Raw genomic sequence first — 16,443 nt, 5'->3', positions numbered from 1 at the left:
CATCCTTTGGCAGTAGGGAAGGGAATGTGATGCGGGCTGTGAAAAGAATGATTCTGCTTAACCCCGGACCGGCGACAACAAGCGATAGCGTCAAGCTCTCACAGGTGGTACCGGATATTTGTCCCCGTGAACCGGAATTCGGCGATTTGATGGCCGATATTTCCACAGAGCTCACATGCTTGGTCGCCGATCCGGAGCATTATGCGACGGTATTGTTCGGCGGCTCCGGCACGGCGGCGGTTGAATCGATGATCAGCTCGGTCCTCGGGGAACAAGATACCATCGTCGTCATCAATAACGGGGCGTATGGGAAACGGATAGGTGAGATTGCGGAAGCTTACGGGCTGCATTATCTGGAATTTAAAAGCCCTTCCGATGACGCGATCGATTTGGATGTTCTGGAAAAGTTCATTCAAGCCTCCGACCGGACGATTTCGCATCTCGCCGTCGTGCATCATGAGACGACAACCGGTCTGCTTAACGATATTAAGGCGATTGGCGAATTATGCAGCCGGTATCGAATCGACATGATCGTGGATGCCATGAGTTCTTTTGCGGCTGTTCCGATTCGAATGCAGGAAATGCATATCCGTTATTTGGCCGCAAGCTCCAATAAAAATCTTCAAGGCATGGCGGGCGTTTCCTTTATCGTAGCGGAAAAAAACAAATTGGAGAGCTTAAAGCACAGGAAGCCGAGAAATGTTTATTTGAATCTTTACGCCCAATATAAATACTTTTCGGAATTTCGGCAAATGCGGTTTACACCGCCTGTGCAGACCTTGTATGCCCTTAAACAAGCGATTGAGGAATTGAAACAGGAGGGCGTGAAGGAACGATACGCAAGGTATGTGAACTCGTGGACCACGCTAATTAACGGCATTACCCGATTAGGATTAACTTACCTCGTCCCTGAACAATATCACGCCAAAATCGTCACTTCCATCCTCGAACCGGATTGCGCCGCCTTTCATTTTCAAGAGATGCACGATTATTTTTACAGCGAAGGGATCACTATTTACCCGGGTAAACTCGATCGGTTGAATACCTTCAGAATCGCAACGATGGGGGATATTGCTTATACCGATATCGAAACGTTCCTGGAACGGCTTGAGCATTATCTCACAAGCATCGGTTTTGCAAAACGGGAGGAGGAGACGGGTGATGTCAGCGACAAAAGATAAGTGGCTGAAATATCGGTTCTTGAAAAAATACGAACAGTTGGCGCCTTACGTACCGGGAACGAAACTAATGTCGAAATCGGCTCTTTGGAAGCTCATTTCCAAATATCGACGGGTTATCTTGAAACCGGTAAGAGGCAGCCGGGGGCGCGGTATCATCCAAGTATCTTCGATAGGCGGCCATACGTATGCTTTGCACTTTGAGAATGTCAAAATCAACATACAGGGGAAAGAAAACACTTATAAATATATACAAAAAAAAATCGGGTCCACCCGTTATATGATTCAACGCAGAATTGCTCGTCCGACCATCGGCGGCTGTCCTTTTGATATGCGGGTCATCATACAGCGGAAAGAGAACTCTAGGAAATGGAAAGTAACGGCGAAGATCGCCAAAGTTGCAGGCAGAGGCTATGTCGTCTCGAATAATGAGAGAAGCAAAGGAAGGTTGCTTCCCGTGAAGACGGCCATTCGAAAATCGACAATCCATCATCTTTCTTCTACAAGATTGCAGTCGAAGATGAAGCGAGTTTCTTTAAGAGCGGCTAGGAGATTAAGAGGTTTATTTCCACGCCATCGGATATACGGGTTAGATGTGGGATTTGATCTGAAAGGCCATCCGTGGATCATTGAAGCCAATCTGTATCCGTCCATGTCCCATTTTCTTAAGCTAAAAGATAGAACAATGTACCGCCGGATTATGGCGTATAAAAAGAGATGATCCAAAGCTTCACAGACACCATGAGTTTAGTTTCAGAAGGGCTTTCTGACCTCGCCTATTCGGGTGAGGTTTTAATTTTGCAGTTTGGGCTTGGCCGAAAGATCATAAAAAAGACGCCTCCATTCCGCCAAAAGCGGAGGAAGCGTTATTGAATCCCTGCAGCAGCCAAGTTTCTGTTCCGGCAGTCTGCGGTGATCATGTTGAGTGGTTACATGAACTTCTGCGCGTCCCGGATGTGCTGCTCGTAAGCTTTATCGCATACGAGCAACCCGTCAGGGGTGGAAACGATGATTAAATCTTTCACTCCGATGACAACGGTTTTGAGGTTTTCCGTGTAGACGATGCTGTTGTGCGTAAAGAGAGTGGAAGCGTCCCCCATCAAGAGATTTCCTTGTTCATCGGGTTGATGCACGCGTTCTAACGAGCTCCAGGAGCCAATATCGTCCCATTCGAAATGAACGGGGATCGTATAGATCGATGAAGCTTTCTCCAGGATAGCGTAATCAACGGATACTTTGGGCAAACGCGAGTACACGTTATCCCACTGCCCGCCGCATCCTTCGAGCAGCGACCACATCTCCTGTTGGTTGCGGCTCATGAAGTAGGCGATGGTCGAAGGCTTCCAAATGAAAATCCCGCTGTTCCAGAACACATTCTTTTGCTCCATCAATTGCTTGGCCCGTTCCGAGGGAGGCTTCTCGATAAAAGCTTTCGCTGTAAGCGCGCGCCCTTCTTCCGTCGGTTCTTCCGTCAGGATATAGCCGTACCCGGTTTCCGGACGAGTCGGCACAATGCCCAGGGTGACGATGGAGCAGCCCGAAAGGGCGATGCTCTCCGCTTGCTTCAGCGCCTCCCACAGGCTGTCTCCTTCCGGAATGTATTGGTCGGATGGGGTCGTGACCAGCACGTCATCCTCGCCTTTTTGCAAAAAATGCAACGCCGACAAGGCGATGCAAGGAGCGGTATCTTTCGGTTCGGGTTCCAATAGGATATGTTCGCCCTTCAGTTCGGGAAGCTGTTCGCGAACCATGTCGCTGTATTGCTTGGTCGTTAAGACATAAATGGACGTGCTCGGCACATATTGGAGAAATCTGCGATAGGTTTGCTGCAGCATAGTCTCCTCAGAGGTCAAGGCAAGAAACTGTTTCGGTTTGGACCTCGTGCTTCGCGGCCAAAATCTTGTTCCTTGTCCGCCGGCCATGATGATAATGTTCATGATTTATCCTCCTTTGCAGACTCGTCCGTCCCAGTCCCTTCATTCTGGCAGAGAAACACCGATGTAAGGTATTACATTATATTAAACTGGCGGGACCATTGAAACGTCTCCTATCCCTTGTACTTTCGTACAAATTGTAAGCAGAGGGGGAATCAAGCCGGTGACGGAGCTTCTGATCGAGCGTCATCTCGAGTTCAGTTTACCGTTCTAAGTGGACATATTGCCAAATCCCGATTCTATTCATAACTTATATTAGGCACTTACCCAGTAACAAGTACGTAGTGTAGAACGAGGGGGGTGAATTATTATGGAAATCGAAAAACGGAATGGATATATACCGCAGCCGATAAGGAATGATGGTGCTGGATGGTGGGATTTTGGTCCACGGGACGTTATGCGAGACATTGAGAACCCTGACATGCTAGTTCCGCCCGCCACCGATGCCGGGTCGTTGCCCAATCTGAAGTTCTCTTTCTCTGACACCCATATGCAGTTAAATCAAGGCGGCTGGTCGCGGGAAGTGACGGTTAGAGAGTTGCCGATAGCAACCACGATTGCGGGGGTGAATATGGCCCTGACTCCGGGCGGTGTACGTGAGTTACATTGGCATCAGCAAGCGGAATGGGCTATCATGCTTGTGGGGCGAGCACGCATTACAGCAGTTGACCAGAACGGTAGGAACTTCATTGCCGACATTGGTGTAGGCGACCTATGGTACTTCCCTCCCGGAATTCCGCATTCTATTCAAGGGTTAGAAGAAGGTTGTGAGTTTTTGCTCGTCTTCCCTGACGGTAAATTCTCTGACCTCAATACTTTATCCATCTCCGATTGGTTCGCACATACGCCACAGGACGTACTATCGGCGAATTTTGGTGTTCCAACAAACGTTTTTGCCCATATCCCGAACCATCAGCGATACATTTTTCAAGCAAACGTTCCCGGTCCACTCGAAAGTCAGCAGGTAACAGACCCACAAGGTACGATACCAAAAACCTTTACACATCGACTACTCGCACAAGAGCCGATTGTAACTCCGGGCGGGAGTACCGTGCGTATAGTGGATTCAACCAACTTTCCTATTTCCACTCAAATTGCCGCATCGTTATTGGAAATCAAACCGGGCGCAATAAGAGAAATGCATTGGCATCCAAACAATGATGAATGGCAATATTATATCTCAGGTACGGCACGTATGACGGTTTTAGCACCCAATGGTACGGCTCGTACTTTCAATTATCGTGCTGGGGATGTAGGATATGTACCATTTGCATTTGGTCACTATATTCAGAATACTGGTAATCAAAGCGTGTGGGTATTGGAGATGTTTAAGAGTGACCGCTTTGAAGATGTTTCGCTAAATCAGTGGATGGCGCTTACACCTCATCAACTAGTACAGGAGAACCTAAATGTAGGACCAGAATTCATGAGCGCATTACGAAAGGAAAAATCGTATATAGTAAAATATCCAGGGTATTCCTATTATCCAAGAACGAGTAGATAAGAAGATATTCATTTTCACAAACGATAGTAGACAATATGCATAAGCATAACCTTTTACAGTTTTGGCACTTCGGTCTAAAATAGGTGCAATCGCTTCTGCCGAAGTGCCCTGTAAATGTAAATACAGCGCCTGATAACGCTCGAACATGCGGCGCTACGCTCCCCAAGTGAATAGTTCTGGTTATTGACGTAGTAGGCTCTGCGCTTTAGAACCGGACGTTTTCCTTGCTTTTTCGGCTTGTTATGAATACTTCGCGCATCTCGAATGGCTTGGTTCTTTACTGCGGATGGAAGTTTGGCATCGACATCCTTGGAGGTGAACTTTGGAAAGGTGCCCGATGTTTCCGCTTGTTCGGTGAGGAGATTGACCGTTTTGATGTATTCGTCCCCATCTCCTTCAGCAGGGGAACATCGTTTGGGAATATTCGAATTTGAACGGTTACAGTTTGCATCGCTTCACCCCCTTTTCTTTTGCTCTTCAACATAACGTTGGATGGTTTCGCTCGAAACATTCCCTGCCGTGCTGACAAAATACGAACGCGTCCAAAGGCTTGGCAGATGCTCCAAGTGCTTAAATTCTTGACGCAAACATCGCGAGGTCGTACCTTTCAATTTTGCCATAACGTCCGCTGGAGAATCCGTTGGCAGCACGTTTAAGAATAGATACGCATGATCCGGCATGACTTCCATCGCAACAATAAGCCAATCGTTTTCCTCGCACAGCTCTTGCACAAGCTCTTTAAATCGCGCTTCTACCTGACTCACAAGTACCTTTCTTCGGTATCGCGGGCAAAACACAAAATGATAGTTGATGAGTGATACAGTTGTTGTTGTCCTTCTATATTCTTGTCCCATACACCGATTGTATCGGTTTAAATGAAAAACTGCAACAACATAAAAGAATGTAGAACAATTAAGCTTTCTGATTGAAAGCGTTTTCTATCTATACTGGAAAGTCAAAAATCACATTCTGGCGAATTTGATTCGAAGCTTGCGACGAATTCAGTATATAATGGATACGAAATGGTGACCGGTATTTTAGGGAGAAAGGCGATGGAAAGATTTTATGTCGATGCGCATGCTAAAAATATTAACGATTCTGCTCCCGCCTCTGGTCATTGGCGGGTTCGAGTATATACGCCATGACTTCCTGCTGGACGTGCTGTCTATGGAGACGGGCAATTTCTACATGACGCTGCTTACGCTGCTGCTGTCGTTCTTATTCGGCAACTGGATGTTCAACCGCATCCAGGCCATGAACGCGAAGCTGGCCGTCGAACAATCGAAGCGGGCGGTATACGAGGAGCGTGAGCGGCTCGCTCAGGAGCTGCATGACAATATCGCGCAAATTTTGTTTTTCCTGAACGTGCAGTTGAAAAAAGGTCAGATCGAAGAGGCACGCTCCGCCGTTTCCGAAATCGACCATCATCTGCGGCAGGCGATCTTCAACCTGCGGACGGCACCGGAGGAGGGGGCCGATTTCGGCTCGCGTCTGCGGACGTGGCTGGAGGAATGGAGCGGCATGAGCGGCATCGCCGTCAACCAACGGATTACGGTTCCGGAGGAAGGGATATCGCCGTCGGCGGAGGTGCCTTTGTTCTCCATTATCCGCGAGGCGTTCACGAACATCCGCAAGCACTCGTATGCCGACCACGCGGAGGTGGAGCTTGGCCCAACGCAGGACGGGCGAAGCTGGAGACTGCGCATTGCCGACAACGGTAAAGGCACGGAAGGCGATGCGGGACAGCGGCCGAACCGGTACGGGGTATCGATTATGCGCAAGCGGGCGCAGGAGTTGGGGGCGGAGCTGGAAATCCGGGCGAAGGAAGGGCAGGGGCTGGAGCTGATCGTTACCGGACCGCTGCGGGAGGTGAAGCTGTGATGATGAATTACCGGGTGCTGATTGCCGACGATCATCCGTTAGCGCGCCGCGCCATTCGCACGCTGATCGACGGGGAGGACGGCTTCGAATGGATAGGGGAAGCCTGCAGCGGAGCCGAGGCCATCGAGCTGTGCGGCCGGCTGCTGCCGGATCTGGTGCTGATGGACATTCAAATGCCGGGGATGAGCGGCCTTGAAGCGACCAAACGAATTAAACAGCAGTATCCGCACATCCGCGTCGTCATGCTTACGGTGTCCGATGACGTGGCCGACCTGTTCACGGCTGTCCGGCATGGGGCGCAAGGGTATCTGCTCAAAAACATGGACCCCGACGATTGGATCGCCTACTTGCGCGGCTTGCTCGACGAGAACAGCGAAATTTCCCGCGGCATGGCGGACCGGCTGTTTCATTCGTTCCGTTCGGCCGGCAAATCCGCGGCCAGCGACATCGGGCCAGGTGTGCTCTCGCAGCGTGAATGCGAGATATTGAGCTGCGTCGCCAGCGGGCAGAGCAACCGCCAGATCGCCGAGACGCTCGTGATTACGGAGAACACCGTCAAGAACCATGTCAAAAATATTTTGTCCAAGCTGGCCCTCGACAACCGGGTGCAATTGACGGCCTATGCGGTACGTCACGGATTGACACAGATCGGACAAAAACAAGGGGGAAAATAGCCCGGTCGAGCCATTCTTCCGATAAGCGGTATACGATAAATTACAGTAGGATAAACTGACTGCTTAAAGAGAAAGGGGATTTTAGTTATGAAAAAATTGCATTTTGCGCTCGCGCTCGGACTGCTTGCTTCCATGCTCGGAGGAGGCTTCGCCAGCGCGCATGTGGTCGTGCTGCCGAAAGAGACGACGCAGGGAAGCTATGAGAAATTTGCCGTTCGGGTGCCGACGGAGAAAGACATTCCGACGGTTAAAATCGAAGTGAAGTTTCCACTCGACGCCGTATCGATCTCCAGCTTCGAGCCGAAGCCCGGCTGGAAATACGAGCTGACGAAGGATGCAAACAATAAAATTACCGGCGTGGTATGGATAGCTACCGGCGACGGCTTGGGCGCGAAGGAATTCGGCGAGTTTTACATGCAGGGGAAAGTAGCCGATACCGCTACCACGATTACGTGGAAGGCGTACCAGACCTACAAAGACGGCAGTGTCGTCGAATGGGTCGGCGCCGACGGCGCGGATAAACCGGCTTCCGTGACGAAAGTGAAAGAGAAACCGGCCGGAACCGGAACGGACAGCCACGGCCACACGACAGCGCCAGCCGCACCGGCGGCGAATAAGGCTGCGTCCGAAGCTCCCGCCGCGTCCCAAACGCCGCTTTACTTGTCCATCGCGGGCGTCGTGCTCGGAGCCGCAGCGCTGATCGTTTCGCTGATGCGCAGAAAAGCCTAGTCCATCAACAATCGGACGGCTATATGCAAGGCCCGTTTCCATCGTTTCGATAGGAAACGGGCTTTTTGGCTTGTCTTTTCCCCCGAAAAACGGTTAAACTGGTGAAAACGCCATTCTAACTACACCACGTCAAAAAGGAGAACAGTCATAGGATGCCGTCAAAAATTTTGAAAGAATTTAAAGAATTTGCGATTAAAGGGAATATGATCGACCTGGCGATCGGGGTGATCATCGGAGGCGCGTTCGGCAAAGTCGTCACATCGATCGTTAACGATCTGGTTATGCCTCCGATCGGGCTGCTGCTCGGCAAGGTGAATTTCACCGACCTGTATATTCGTTTGGACGATAAGCCTTCTGCGACCTTAGCCGAAGCTAAGGCATCCGGAGCAGCCACGTTTAACTACGGATTGTTCCTCAGCACGCTGCTTGATTTTCTGATCGTTTCGTTCGTCATCTTTGTCGCCGTTAAGCAGATCAACCGGTTCCGCCGCAAAGAAGAGGTCAAGCCCGACCCGAAAGAAAACATGAAGGAATGTCCGGAATGCTTGTCCGAGATCCCCAAAAAAGCATCCCGTTGCAAATACTGCACCGCCGTTCTCGAAGCTCCGGCTGCGGAACGCGCTTAGCCCCTACAGCTCAGACAGCCTGCGCTCCTGCTTGAGACCTTAGGAGCCTGGCTTTTTTCTTAAGAAATTATTCAGAAAAACCTCCATTTGTTCTAAAGATATTTTGGATATCCTAAGTACATCAAATCCCATTGGACGAAACAAACGGACTCTTACATTCGTTTGATATAGTAATAAATGAAGGGCTACAGGTTCGAACCGCGTCTAAATGGTTAAACTTAGAGCAACGAGGAGGGCAATGCATTCATGAGTTTTCACGCCAACGTTCAAGAAAAGGTGCTTTTTTTAAATAAATTTATTCAATCTCCGAAAGAAATGGGCAGCATTACGCCCAGCTCCCGATTTTTGGCCCGTGCGATGACCAAGCCTGTTCCTTGGGCTCAAGCGCAGGTTGTAGCGGAGCTTGGAGCCGGAACAGGCGCGCTAACCCGGTTCATCCGGCAAGCCAAGGGGCCGAAGACGAAGGTGCTCTTGTTTGAAAAGGAACAACTACTGAGGGAGCAGTTGGAGGCGCAGTTCCCGGAGTTTTCCTGTCATGCCGACGCCTGTAGCATGGGGCAGGTGCTGAATCAGCAGGGGATCGAGGGATTGGATGCCATCATCAGCGGTCTGCCCTTCTATAATTTCCCGCAACAATTGCGCGATCGGCTGATCGAACAGATCACGTCGTCACTTAAGCCGGGCGGCCGGTTCATCGCGTTTCAATATTCGCTGCAAATGAAGTCCCAGCTTGAACAAGATTTTGACATTGAGACGATCCGCTTCGTCCCGTTTAACTTTCCTCCTGCATTCGTGTATGTGTGCCGGAAGCCGGGAGGAACGGCGAAATGACTTACGATACGCTAATGCTGTGGATCGGGCAGTTCGGGTATTTGGCTTTGTTTTTCGCGCTGTGGCTCGGCATAGTAGGGATGCCGATTCCCGACGAAGTCGTCGTGATGACCGGCGGTGCAGTAACGGCCAGCGGCCTGCTGCATCCCGTGCCCGCCTTTCTCTTAACCTATCTCGGCGTCGTATCGGGATTATCGCTCGGATACGTGCTAGGCCGGTACGCGGGCACCCCGGTATTGGAGCGTCTGCGGAAAAAGAAGAAAATGGAGAAAGCCATCGAGCTGTCGGAAAAGCTCAATCAAAAATACGGCAGCATGGCCCTGGTCATCAGCTATTTTTTCCCCGTTGTCCGCCACGTCCTGCCTTACCTCGTCGGAATGAACAAAATGTCGTTCCGCCGCTATGCTCTCCTTTCCTACACGACGGGGTTCGTATGGACTTTCGCCTTTTTCTTCATCGGACGGCTGACGGCCGGTCACGCCCAAGAAATCGGCATGCTCATCTATAGCTACGGGCTCAAGCTGCTGTGGATTCCGCTGGCGCTTGCTACAGCATGGATTCTTATCAAGCTCGCGCAGCGCAAAAAAGTTGCAGGAGGGTGATTCCGTTGCAGCAAGCGAACAGCGTATTGGTAGCTGACGACGATCCGGATATCCGGGATATCATTCAAATTTATTTGCGGAACGAAGGCTACCGCGTACTGGAAGCCGAGGACGGAATGCAAGCCTTGAAGCTGGCTGAACGGGAGAAGGTGGACATCATCATTTTAGATATTATGATGCCCCAGATGGACGGCATTCGCGCTTGCATGAAAATCCGGGAGAAGAGCGACGTTCCTATCATTATGCTGTCGGCCAAGGGCGAGGATCTGGACAAAATCACCGGTTTGTCCACGGGTGCGGACGACTACGTCGTGAAACCGTTTAACCCGCTGGAACTGGTCGCCCGGGTCAAGGCCTGCCTGAGACGGCAGCACATGATCGGCAAGAAAGCGGAGCGCGGCCGGGTGGAGGTCGGCGACCTCGTCGACCTCGTCGTTGATCCGGTCCGTCACTTGGTGACGATCCGCGGCAAAAAGGTCAATCTCACACCGATCGAATTCGCGATACTGGCTCTTCTGGCGAAAAACCGGGGCCAAGTATTCTCCGTCGATGCGATCTATGAGCAGGTGTGGAAAGAAGACGCTTTCCATTCCGACAATACCGTCATGGTGCATATCCGAAATCTGCGGGAAAAGATCGAGGATATCCCGCGGGAACCCCGGTATATTAAAACCGTATGGGGAGTGGGCTATAAAATTGAGTAGGGTACGTTTGCCGAAACGGCCGTTTTCGGTCACGCTTCGCGTAAAGCTGATGCTGACCTTCGTCGGATGCCTGTTGTTGAGCACGCTGACCTCGACTTTATTGGAAAGGGTTTACCAGCAATTTCAGCCGAACGATGCGGACAATTACGATTCGATCCGAAGGACGGTGAACGAACGGCTGGCCAAGCTCGACAAGGAATGGGCTGCCTTGAGCGGACCGGGCTCGGACGAACGGACGGCGGCTTCGCTGGTCGAAGAGGCAGGAGAGGGAGGCGAGCTGAGAGCATACGTAACGGACGAGTCCGGACGTGTGCTTTTTCGCTCTTCCGAAGCTCTGGAAAGCAAGCTGAGCTTGTACGAGCTGCTGATGTCGGCCAAACAAGCGGACAACAGGCAGCCGGGCGCGGCGTACACGGCGGTGCTGCCGGCGCAGTATCGGGACCAAGCCGTCTATTTGATCGTTTCCAGCAAGTTGGTTCCGCAGCCGGGGAATGTGTACGAGATGAACGAGATGTTCAGATTTTTACTGTTTGTCGTCCTGTTCGTGCTGTTCTTCTACGCTCTGACCTGGCGTAAAATGAGGCAGATTCGCTACATCAATCGCGGCTTGAACGATATCGCCCACGGCGAGCTGTCCGTGCGGCTGGCGACGAACAGCCGGGACGAGCTTGGCTTGGTCGCGGCCAATATCAATTCCATGGCGGAGCAGCTGGCCCGGCAGCAGGAGAAGGAACGGCGTCTGGAAAAATCGAAAATGGACTTGATCACGAACGTCTCCCACGATTTGCGGACTCCGCTCACAAGCGTCATCGGGTATTTGAACCTGCTGATGAATCCTGTGCAAACGAATGCCGCCGAGCGGGAACGGTATCTGACGAGCGCTTACAATAAAGCGAATCAGCTTAAAAAGCTGATCGACGACTTATTCGAATACACCCGGCTCTCCGGGGGAGAGACTAAGCTGGAACGGCGCAAAATCGACATTCACCATTTGCTGGAGCAATTGGTCAGCGAATTCGAGCCGATCGCGGAGCAGCGTCAGATTGCTATCGAATGTCGGCTCCCGCCAGCCCCGTTGTACGTCCTTGCAGATGCGGAAAAGCTCGTTCGTGCGCTGGACAATCTGCTGATGAACGCCGTTAAATATTCCGTCGCCCCCGGCCGTGTCACCGTGACGTTATCGGCCTACCCGAAGCGTGCGGCCATCGAATTCGAGAACGAAGGGCGGCCGATTACGAAGGCGCAGGAGGAATTGCTGTTCGAGCGGTTCTATAAGGCGGATGAATCGCGGACGGGAGATTCATTGCCAGACGGCGCCGGACTCGGGCTGTCGATCGCGCACAACATTGCCGGGCTGCACGGAGGCCGGCTGGCGTTCCGGCACGAGCAGGGGCGGTTTGTTTTTCGCCTGGAGCTGCCTCTGAACGAGTAATGCGGGCAGCTTCGCGGGTTACAATAATTTAGCAAGCGGAAATTCCGTATGTTCTTATTGACTTTACATGAATAATTTTGTACACTAACATCGTTTCATACCATTAGATATAACGTTTCCTTCAATTTCATAGAAACACTTCTTATCAAGAGAGGCGGAGGGACAAGGCCCGATGAAGCCCGGCAACCGTTCCTTAACAGTTCGGAAATTCAGAACTGTAGGAAATCAGGTGCCAATTCCTCCAGAACTGAACCAAGGTTCTGGCAGATGAGAGGGACATGAGTTAAACCGCTAACCCTGTACCTCGTCGTGCAGGGTTTTTTTGCGCAAGCGAACGCGCTCGTTTAACCGAACAAGGGCCGTTTATTCCGGGGAGGAATACGATTTGATTCAGTTGAAAGGCATTGCGAAAAACTACGATGTCGGGGGCAAACAGGTTACGGCGCTGCGGAATATCGATTTGACGATCCGCAAAGGCGAGATTTTCGGCATCATCGGCCATTCGGGGGCAGGCAAAAGCACGCTGATCCGCACGATCAACATGCTGGAGCGCCCGACCGCCGGGGAAGTTGTCGTGGATGGCGTCGAGATAACGAAGCTGGGCACCGCTAAGCTGCAATTGGAGCGGCGCTCGATCGGGATGATTTTTCAGCATTTCAACCTGCTGTCGTCCGCGACGGTAGCGGATAATATTGCGTTCCCTTTGCGGCTCGCCAAGCTGCCGAAGGAGCAGATTGCCCGCCGGGTGGAGGAATTGATCGGACTCGTCGGATTAACCGGTCACGGCAGCAAATATCCAGCGCAGCTGTCGGGCGGCCAGAAGCAGCGGGTCGGTATCGCCCGCGCGCTGGCGACGAATCCAAAGGTGCTGCTGTGCGACGAGGCGACGTCGGCGCTCGATCCGCAGACGACCGGCGCGATTTTGTCGCTGCTCCTGGATATTAACCGGCAGCTCGGCATTACGATCGTCCTGATTACGCACGAGATGAACGTGATTCGCACGATTTGCGACCGGGTAGCGGTCATTGACGGCGGAGAGATCGTGGAAGAGGGACCGGTGACCGACGTGTTCCTGAAGCCGCAGCATCGGACGACTAGGGAGTTCGTCGCTCAAGTTTCCGATGTGGCTGCGCTCGGACTGGAGACTTCCGGGAGCACAGCGGCGAGCAATCGGACGCTTGTCCGGGTGACGTACATCGGCGAACAGACATACCAGCCGGTGCTGTACGAAACGATGCGCGAGAAGAACGTGCCGTTCGTCATCCTGCAAGGGACGGTATCGAAGCTCAAGGATACCCCTTACGGACAGCTTGTCGTTGAGCTGCATGGGCAGGAAGGCGTCGCGGAGCAGGCTATCGCTCTGCTGCGCGGCCGCGGATTGGATGTGGAGGTGATTCAGCATGGATGAACTGCTTAATCTGGATTGGGGAGCGATCGGAGAGGCGACCTACGACACGTTGACGATGCTTGGTCTGTCCATGGTGTTTACCGTGCTGATCGGTCTGCCGCTCGGCATCATCCTCTTCTTAACTTCGCGGGGACAGCTTCTCGGGCAGCCTGTCGTGTACGCGCTGCTGTCGCTCGTGGTCAACGTGCTGCGCTCGGTGCCGTTCGTGATTCTAATGATTATGCTGATTCCCTTCACCAGGCTGGTCGTCGGCACGTCCCTCGGGGTATCGGGCTCGATCCCGCCGCTGGTCATTGCCGCGGCACCGTTCTTCGCCCGCCTGGTGGAGACGTCGCTGCGCGAGGTGGACCGCGGCGTCGTGGAAGCCGCGCAATCGATGGGCGCGACGTACTGGCAGATCGTATCGCGGGTCATGCTGCCCGAAGCGCGTCCGGGCTTGATCGCCGGGGCGACGATTACGGCGGTCACGCTCGTATCGTATACGGCCATGTCGGGGGTCATCGGAGGCGGCGGTCTCGGCGACCTAGCGATCCGGTTCGGCTACCAGCGTTTCCAAACGGTCGTGATGATCGTTACCGTGCTGCTTCTGCTCGTGCTGGTTCAAATCCTGCAGTCGCTGGGCGACCGGCTTGTCCGGAAATTTCAGCGAAAATAAGGATTTTAATATACAAAGGAATCGATACTATAGGAAAAGGTGGAGGAATCTTACTATGAAAAAAATGATGATCACCGCATTGTCCGTCGTGATGGCTTTCTCTCTCGCTGCTTGCGGCACCAAATCGGCAGCTCCGCAAACGGGAGGAGCGACACCGGCTCCCGAGAAAAAAGAAGTGACGCTGAAGGTGGGCGCAACCGCCTCGCCGCATGGGGAAATTTTGAATTCCATCAAAGCGAAGCTGAAAGAACAAGGCGTCAACCTGGAAGTGAAGGAATTCACCGATTACGTACAGCCGAACGTACAGGTGTTCGAGAAGCAGCTGGATGCGAACTTCTTCCAACACACGCCATATCTGGAGCAATTCAATAAAGACAAAAGCATGAATCTCGTTACAGTATCCGGCGTTCATATCGAGCCGTTCGGCGGCTACTCGCAAAAAATTAAAAAGATTGACGAGCTGAAAGACGGCGCAACCGTTGCGATTCCGAGCGATCCGTCCAACGGCGGCCGCGCGCTGGCCCTGATGGAGAGAAACAACCTGATTAAGCTCAAAGAAGGCGTTGGCGTCAAAGGAACGGTCAGAGACGTCGTCGAAAACAAGAAAAACCTGATCATCAGAGAGCTGGAAGCTGCCATGCTGCCGCGTACGTTGGGTGAAGTCGATCTGGCGCTCATCAATACGAACTATGCGCTCGAAGCGAAGCTTGTTCCGACGAAGGATGCGTTGTTCATCGAAGCGAACGATTCCCCGTACGTGAACATTCTCGTATCCCGCCCGGACAACAAAGATTCCGAGGCGATGCAGAAGCTGGCTAAAGCCCTCACGTCCGAAGACGTGAAAAAGTTTATTGAAGACAAGTACAAAGGCGCAGTCGTGCCTGCGTTTAAATAAGCTATAGCGCTAAGCTGAGCGGGACCTTAGGGTCCCGCTTTTTTGAATTTCAGGAGGCAACGGGGCATCGATTGGCGTCCTTAGAATGGATTGTCACGCCTTCGAGGGATTGATATAATTGACATAATGATAATATCGATAGCAGAGGTCGTGACGCATGCAAAGTGAAAGACAGCCCTTGTACGTGCAAATTCAGGAGCACTTCAAGCAGCTCATTTCCTCCGGAAAACTGGCCGACGGGGACCGGATTCCTTCCGAGAAAGAGCTGATCGCGAGGTTCAACGTGAGCCGGATTACGGTAGCCAACGCGCTTGCCCAGCTCGCCAAGGACGGGTGGATTTACCGCATTCCCGGACGCGGCAGCTTCGTCGGCAGCGGAGAGGGCGCTTCGATCAGCCCTCAAGCTCAAGCGAACGGTAGGCCGGACGTGACGGGAGTACAGGGCCCTGCCGCCGCTTCCCAAGCCGACCGGACGGCGGGCGCAGTACGCAGAATGATCGGTCTCCTCATCCCGTCCATAGCCGATTATTTCGCGCTGCGGCTGGTGCAGGGAATCGTGAGCACGCTGAACGATACCGGCTATTATCTGGCTACCGTCCTGACGCACAATTCCAAGGAGAGGGAGCGGGAAGCGATCGTCGAGCTGACCCGCATGGGGGCGGTCGGCTTGATTATTTTCCCGGTCGATGCGGAGATGTATAACGAAGAAATATTGGCGCTCAAAATCAACAAGTTTCCGTTCGTATTAATCGACCGCTACTTGCCCGGGGTGGAGACGAATTTCGTTTGTTCGGACAGTGCGCTTGGCGCCAAATTGGCCGTCTCGCATCTGTGGGAGCTCGGGCACCGGAAAATCGCAATTTGCTCGGACTCGCCGCTGCCGACCGTATCCGTAGACGAGCGAATCGCCGGGTACATGGAGGTGCTGAAAGAGCAAGGCGCGATGATCGATCCTTCGCTGATCTTGACGGACTTTCGGATCGACGATGTCCGGCTGGACGAGCAGCACCCGCTGTACCGGCATTTGCAGAGCAACACGGCCACGGCTTATATCGCGCTGAACGCGAAGCTCGGCATTCATCTAGCGATCCTGTCCCGGCGGCTCGGGCTTCGCGTGCCCGACGATCTGTCCATCCTGACGTTCGACGATCCTTCCCCGGGGCTGGAAGAGCCCGGACGGTATACGCACGTTGCCCAATCGGAAGGAGAGATCGGAAGCCAAGCCGCGGAAATTTTGATCCGGCTGCTGGATCGCCCGCAGAACAAGGACAACGGGCAGTATACGAAAATCATCTTAAGACCGGAGCTTGTCGTAAGAGGCTCGACCGGCCCGGTTAAACCGTCCTAGCTTTTAGAGAATCCGTGGCAGATTGCGCTGCGGAGCGGAACT

18 protein-coding genes and 1 riboswitch are annotated in these 16,443 nt (G+C 52.7%); of the genes, 15 read left to right on the top strand and 3 right to left on the bottom strand.

Annotation, left to right across the window (positions count from 1 at the left end; genetic code table 11):
- The first annotated feature begins 29 nt into the window (after window positions 1-29).
- Together BLO51_RS08165 and BLO51_RS08160 are read left to right on the top strand one after the other, a co-directional pair.
- The gene (locus tag BLO51_RS08165; RefSeq protein WP_174551210.1) at window positions 30-1,181 is read left to right on the top strand and encodes a 2-aminoethylphosphonate aminotransferase; all 1,152 of its coding nucleotides are present in this window, start codon (window positions 30-32) and stop codon (window positions 1,179-1,181) included.
- Window positions 1,162-1,899 (top strand): YheC/YheD family protein, encoded by a 738-nt coding sequence (locus tag BLO51_RS08160; RefSeq protein WP_174551209.1) that lies wholly within the window; start codon window positions 1,162-1,164, stop codon window positions 1,897-1,899. Before BLO51_RS08165 ends, BLO51_RS08160 begins: the two co-directional genes overlap by 20 nt.
- A gap of 208 nt (window positions 1,900-2,107) precedes the next feature.
- Here BLO51_RS08160 and BLO51_RS08155 read toward each other — a convergent pair whose 3' ends face one another.
- On the bottom strand, window positions 2,108-3,115 hold the full coding sequence (locus tag BLO51_RS08155; RefSeq protein ID WP_090669554.1) for a mannose-1-phosphate guanylyltransferase: 1,008 nt from the start codon (window positions 3,113-3,115) through the stop codon (window positions 2,108-2,110).
- Window positions 3,116-3,422: 307 nt separating this feature from the next.
- On the opposite strand from BLO51_RS08155, the gene BLO51_RS08150 reads away from it, so the two are divergent.
- On the top strand, window positions 3,423-4,616 hold the full coding sequence (locus BLO51_RS08150; RefSeq protein ID WP_090669551.1) for an oxalate decarboxylase family bicupin: 1,194 nt from the start codon (window positions 3,423-3,425) through the stop codon (window positions 4,614-4,616).
- Here BLO51_RS08150 and BLO51_RS28485 read toward each other — a convergent pair.
- Together BLO51_RS28485 and tnpA are read right to left on the bottom strand one after the other, a co-directional pair.
- Window positions 4,548-4,763: a terminase gpP N-terminus-related DNA-binding protein gene (locus tag BLO51_RS28485; protein ID WP_143006842.1), complete on the bottom strand. Its 216-nt coding sequence runs from the start codon at window positions 4,761-4,763 to the stop codon at window positions 4,548-4,550. The genes BLO51_RS08150 and BLO51_RS28485 overlap by 69 nt on opposite strands.
- Before the next feature lie 308 nt (window positions 4,764-5,071).
- On the bottom strand, window positions 5,072-5,470 hold the full coding sequence (gene tnpA, locus BLO51_RS08140) for an IS200/IS605 family transposase (protein ID WP_090669548.1): 399 nt from the start codon (window positions 5,468-5,470) through the stop codon (window positions 5,072-5,074).
- 211 nt (window positions 5,471-5,681) lie between these two features.
- Here tnpA and BLO51_RS08135 point away from each other — a divergent pair, with 211 nt between their 5' ends.
- From BLO51_RS08135 to BLO51_RS08080, 12 genes are all read left to right on the top strand, one after another.
- Complete coding sequence (locus BLO51_RS08135; protein ID WP_090669545.1) at window positions 5,682-6,497, top strand: sensor histidine kinase; 816 nt, start codon at window positions 5,682-5,684, stop codon at window positions 6,495-6,497.
- Window positions 6,497-7,171, top strand: a complete 675-nt coding sequence (locus BLO51_RS08130; RefSeq protein ID WP_174551214.1) for a response regulator — start codon at window positions 6,497-6,499, stop codon at window positions 7,169-7,171. The genes BLO51_RS08135 and BLO51_RS08130 overlap by 1 nt, the downstream gene beginning before the upstream one ends.
- An 87-nt stretch (window positions 7,172-7,258) precedes the next feature.
- Window positions 7,259-7,900, top strand: coding sequence for a YcnI family copper-binding membrane protein (locus tag BLO51_RS08125; protein ID WP_090669541.1), 642 nt, complete (start codon window positions 7,259-7,261; stop codon window positions 7,898-7,900).
- A 164-nt stretch (window positions 7,901-8,064) separates the two neighbouring features.
- Entirely contained in the window at window positions 8,065-8,526 is a 462-nt protein-coding gene (mscL, locus tag BLO51_RS08120) for a large conductance mechanosensitive channel protein MscL (RefSeq protein WP_174551213.1), read from the top strand.
- Window positions 8,527-8,772: 246 nt separating this feature from the next.
- On the top strand, window positions 8,773-9,357 hold the full coding sequence (locus BLO51_RS08115) for a class I SAM-dependent methyltransferase (protein ID WP_090669535.1): 585 nt from the start codon (window positions 8,773-8,775) through the stop codon (window positions 9,355-9,357).
- Window positions 9,354-9,959, top strand: coding sequence for a DedA family protein (locus BLO51_RS08110; RefSeq protein WP_090669532.1), 606 nt, complete (start codon window positions 9,354-9,356; stop codon window positions 9,957-9,959). The genes BLO51_RS08115 and BLO51_RS08110 overlap by 4 nt, the downstream gene beginning before the upstream one ends.
- A complete protein-coding gene (locus BLO51_RS08105; RefSeq protein ID WP_090669641.1) occupies window positions 9,959-10,663 on the top strand; it encodes a response regulator transcription factor in 705 nt (234 codons plus the stop codon). The genes BLO51_RS08110 and BLO51_RS08105 overlap by 1 nt, the downstream gene beginning before the upstream one ends.
- Window positions 10,656-12,095, top strand: coding sequence for a sensor histidine kinase (locus BLO51_RS08100; protein ID WP_143006841.1), 1,440 nt, complete (start codon window positions 10,656-10,658; stop codon window positions 12,093-12,095). Before BLO51_RS08105 ends, BLO51_RS08100 begins: the two co-directional genes overlap by 8 nt.
- Before the next feature lie 139 nt (window positions 12,096-12,234).
- Window positions 12,235-12,369: riboswitch (SAM riboswitch) on the top strand.
- A 111-nt stretch (window positions 12,370-12,480) separates the two neighbouring features.
- Window positions 12,481-13,503 carry a methionine ABC transporter ATP-binding protein gene (locus BLO51_RS08095; RefSeq protein WP_090669526.1) on the top strand — a complete coding sequence of 341 codons (1,023 nt, stop codon included), beginning with the start codon at window positions 12,481-12,483 and terminating at the stop codon, window positions 13,501-13,503.
- A complete protein-coding gene (locus tag BLO51_RS08090; RefSeq protein WP_090669523.1) occupies window positions 13,496-14,158 on the top strand; it encodes a methionine ABC transporter permease in 663 nt (220 codons plus the stop codon). The genes BLO51_RS08095 and BLO51_RS08090 overlap by 8 nt, the downstream gene beginning before the upstream one ends.
- Window positions 14,159-14,213: 55 nt before the next feature.
- Window positions 14,214-15,053 (top strand): MetQ/NlpA family ABC transporter substrate-binding protein, encoded by an 840-nt coding sequence (locus BLO51_RS08085; protein WP_090669521.1) that lies wholly within the window; start codon window positions 14,214-14,216, stop codon window positions 15,051-15,053.
- Window positions 15,054-15,210: 157 nt separating this feature from the next.
- Window positions 15,211-16,401: a GntR family transcriptional regulator gene (locus BLO51_RS08080; protein ID WP_090669518.1), complete on the top strand. Its 1,191-nt coding sequence runs from the start codon at window positions 15,211-15,213 to the stop codon at window positions 16,399-16,401.
- Window positions 16,402-16,443 lie beyond the last annotated feature (42 nt).

Source organism: Paenibacillus tianmuensis (assembly GCF_900100345.1).
Classification (GTDB): Bacteria; Bacillota; Bacilli; order Paenibacillales; family NBRC-103111; genus Paenibacillus_G; species Paenibacillus_G tianmuensis.
This window is presented reverse-complemented; position numbering and strand designations above follow the sequence as displayed.

Excerpts from the sequence above, each read along its gene's own strand:
- BLO51_RS08090 (WP_090669523.1), top strand. The coding sequence starts at position 13,496 with ATGGATGAACTGCTTAATCTGGATTGGGGAGCGATCGGAGAGGCGACC.
- BLO51_RS08155 (WP_090669554.1), bottom strand. The coding sequence starts at position 3,115 with ATGAACATTATCATCATGGCCGGCGGACAAGGAACAAGATTTTGGCCG.
- tnpA (WP_090669548.1), bottom strand. The coding sequence starts at position 5,470 with ATGGGACAAGAATATAGAAGGACAACAACAACTGTATCACTCATCAAC.
- BLO51_RS08165 (WP_174551210.1), top strand. The coding sequence starts at position 30 with ATGCGGGCTGTGAAAAGAATGATTCTGCTTAACCCCGGACCGGCGACA.
- BLO51_RS08125 (WP_090669541.1), top strand. The coding sequence starts at position 7,259 with ATGAAAAAATTGCATTTTGCGCTCGCGCTCGGACTGCTTGCTTCCATG.
- BLO51_RS08085 (WP_090669521.1), top strand. The coding sequence starts at position 14,214 with ATGAAAAAAATGATGATCACCGCATTGTCCGTCGTGATGGCTTTCTCT.
- BLO51_RS08115 (WP_090669535.1), top strand. The coding sequence starts at position 8,773 with ATGAGTTTTCACGCCAACGTTCAAGAAAAGGTGCTTTTTTTAAATAAA.
- BLO51_RS08160 (WP_174551209.1), top strand. The coding sequence starts at position 1,162 with ATGTCAGCGACAAAAGATAAGTGGCTGAAATATCGGTTCTTGAAAAAA.
- BLO51_RS08080 (WP_090669518.1), top strand. The coding sequence starts at position 15,211 with ATGCAAAGTGAAAGACAGCCCTTGTACGTGCAAATTCAGGAGCACTTC.
- BLO51_RS08135 (WP_090669545.1), top strand. The coding sequence starts at position 5,682 with ATGTCGATGCGCATGCTAAAAATATTAACGATTCTGCTCCCGCCTCTG.
- BLO51_RS08130 (WP_174551214.1), top strand. The coding sequence starts at position 6,497 with ATGATGAATTACCGGGTGCTGATTGCCGACGATCATCCGTTAGCGCGC.
- BLO51_RS08150 (WP_090669551.1), top strand. The coding sequence starts at position 3,423 with ATGGAAATCGAAAAACGGAATGGATATATACCGCAGCCGATAAGGAAT.
- BLO51_RS28485 (WP_143006842.1), bottom strand. The coding sequence starts at position 4,763 with ATGTTCGAGCGTTATCAGGCGCTGTATTTACATTTACAGGGCACTTCG.
- BLO51_RS08110 (WP_090669532.1), top strand. The coding sequence starts at position 9,354 with ATGACTTACGATACGCTAATGCTGTGGATCGGGCAGTTCGGGTATTTG.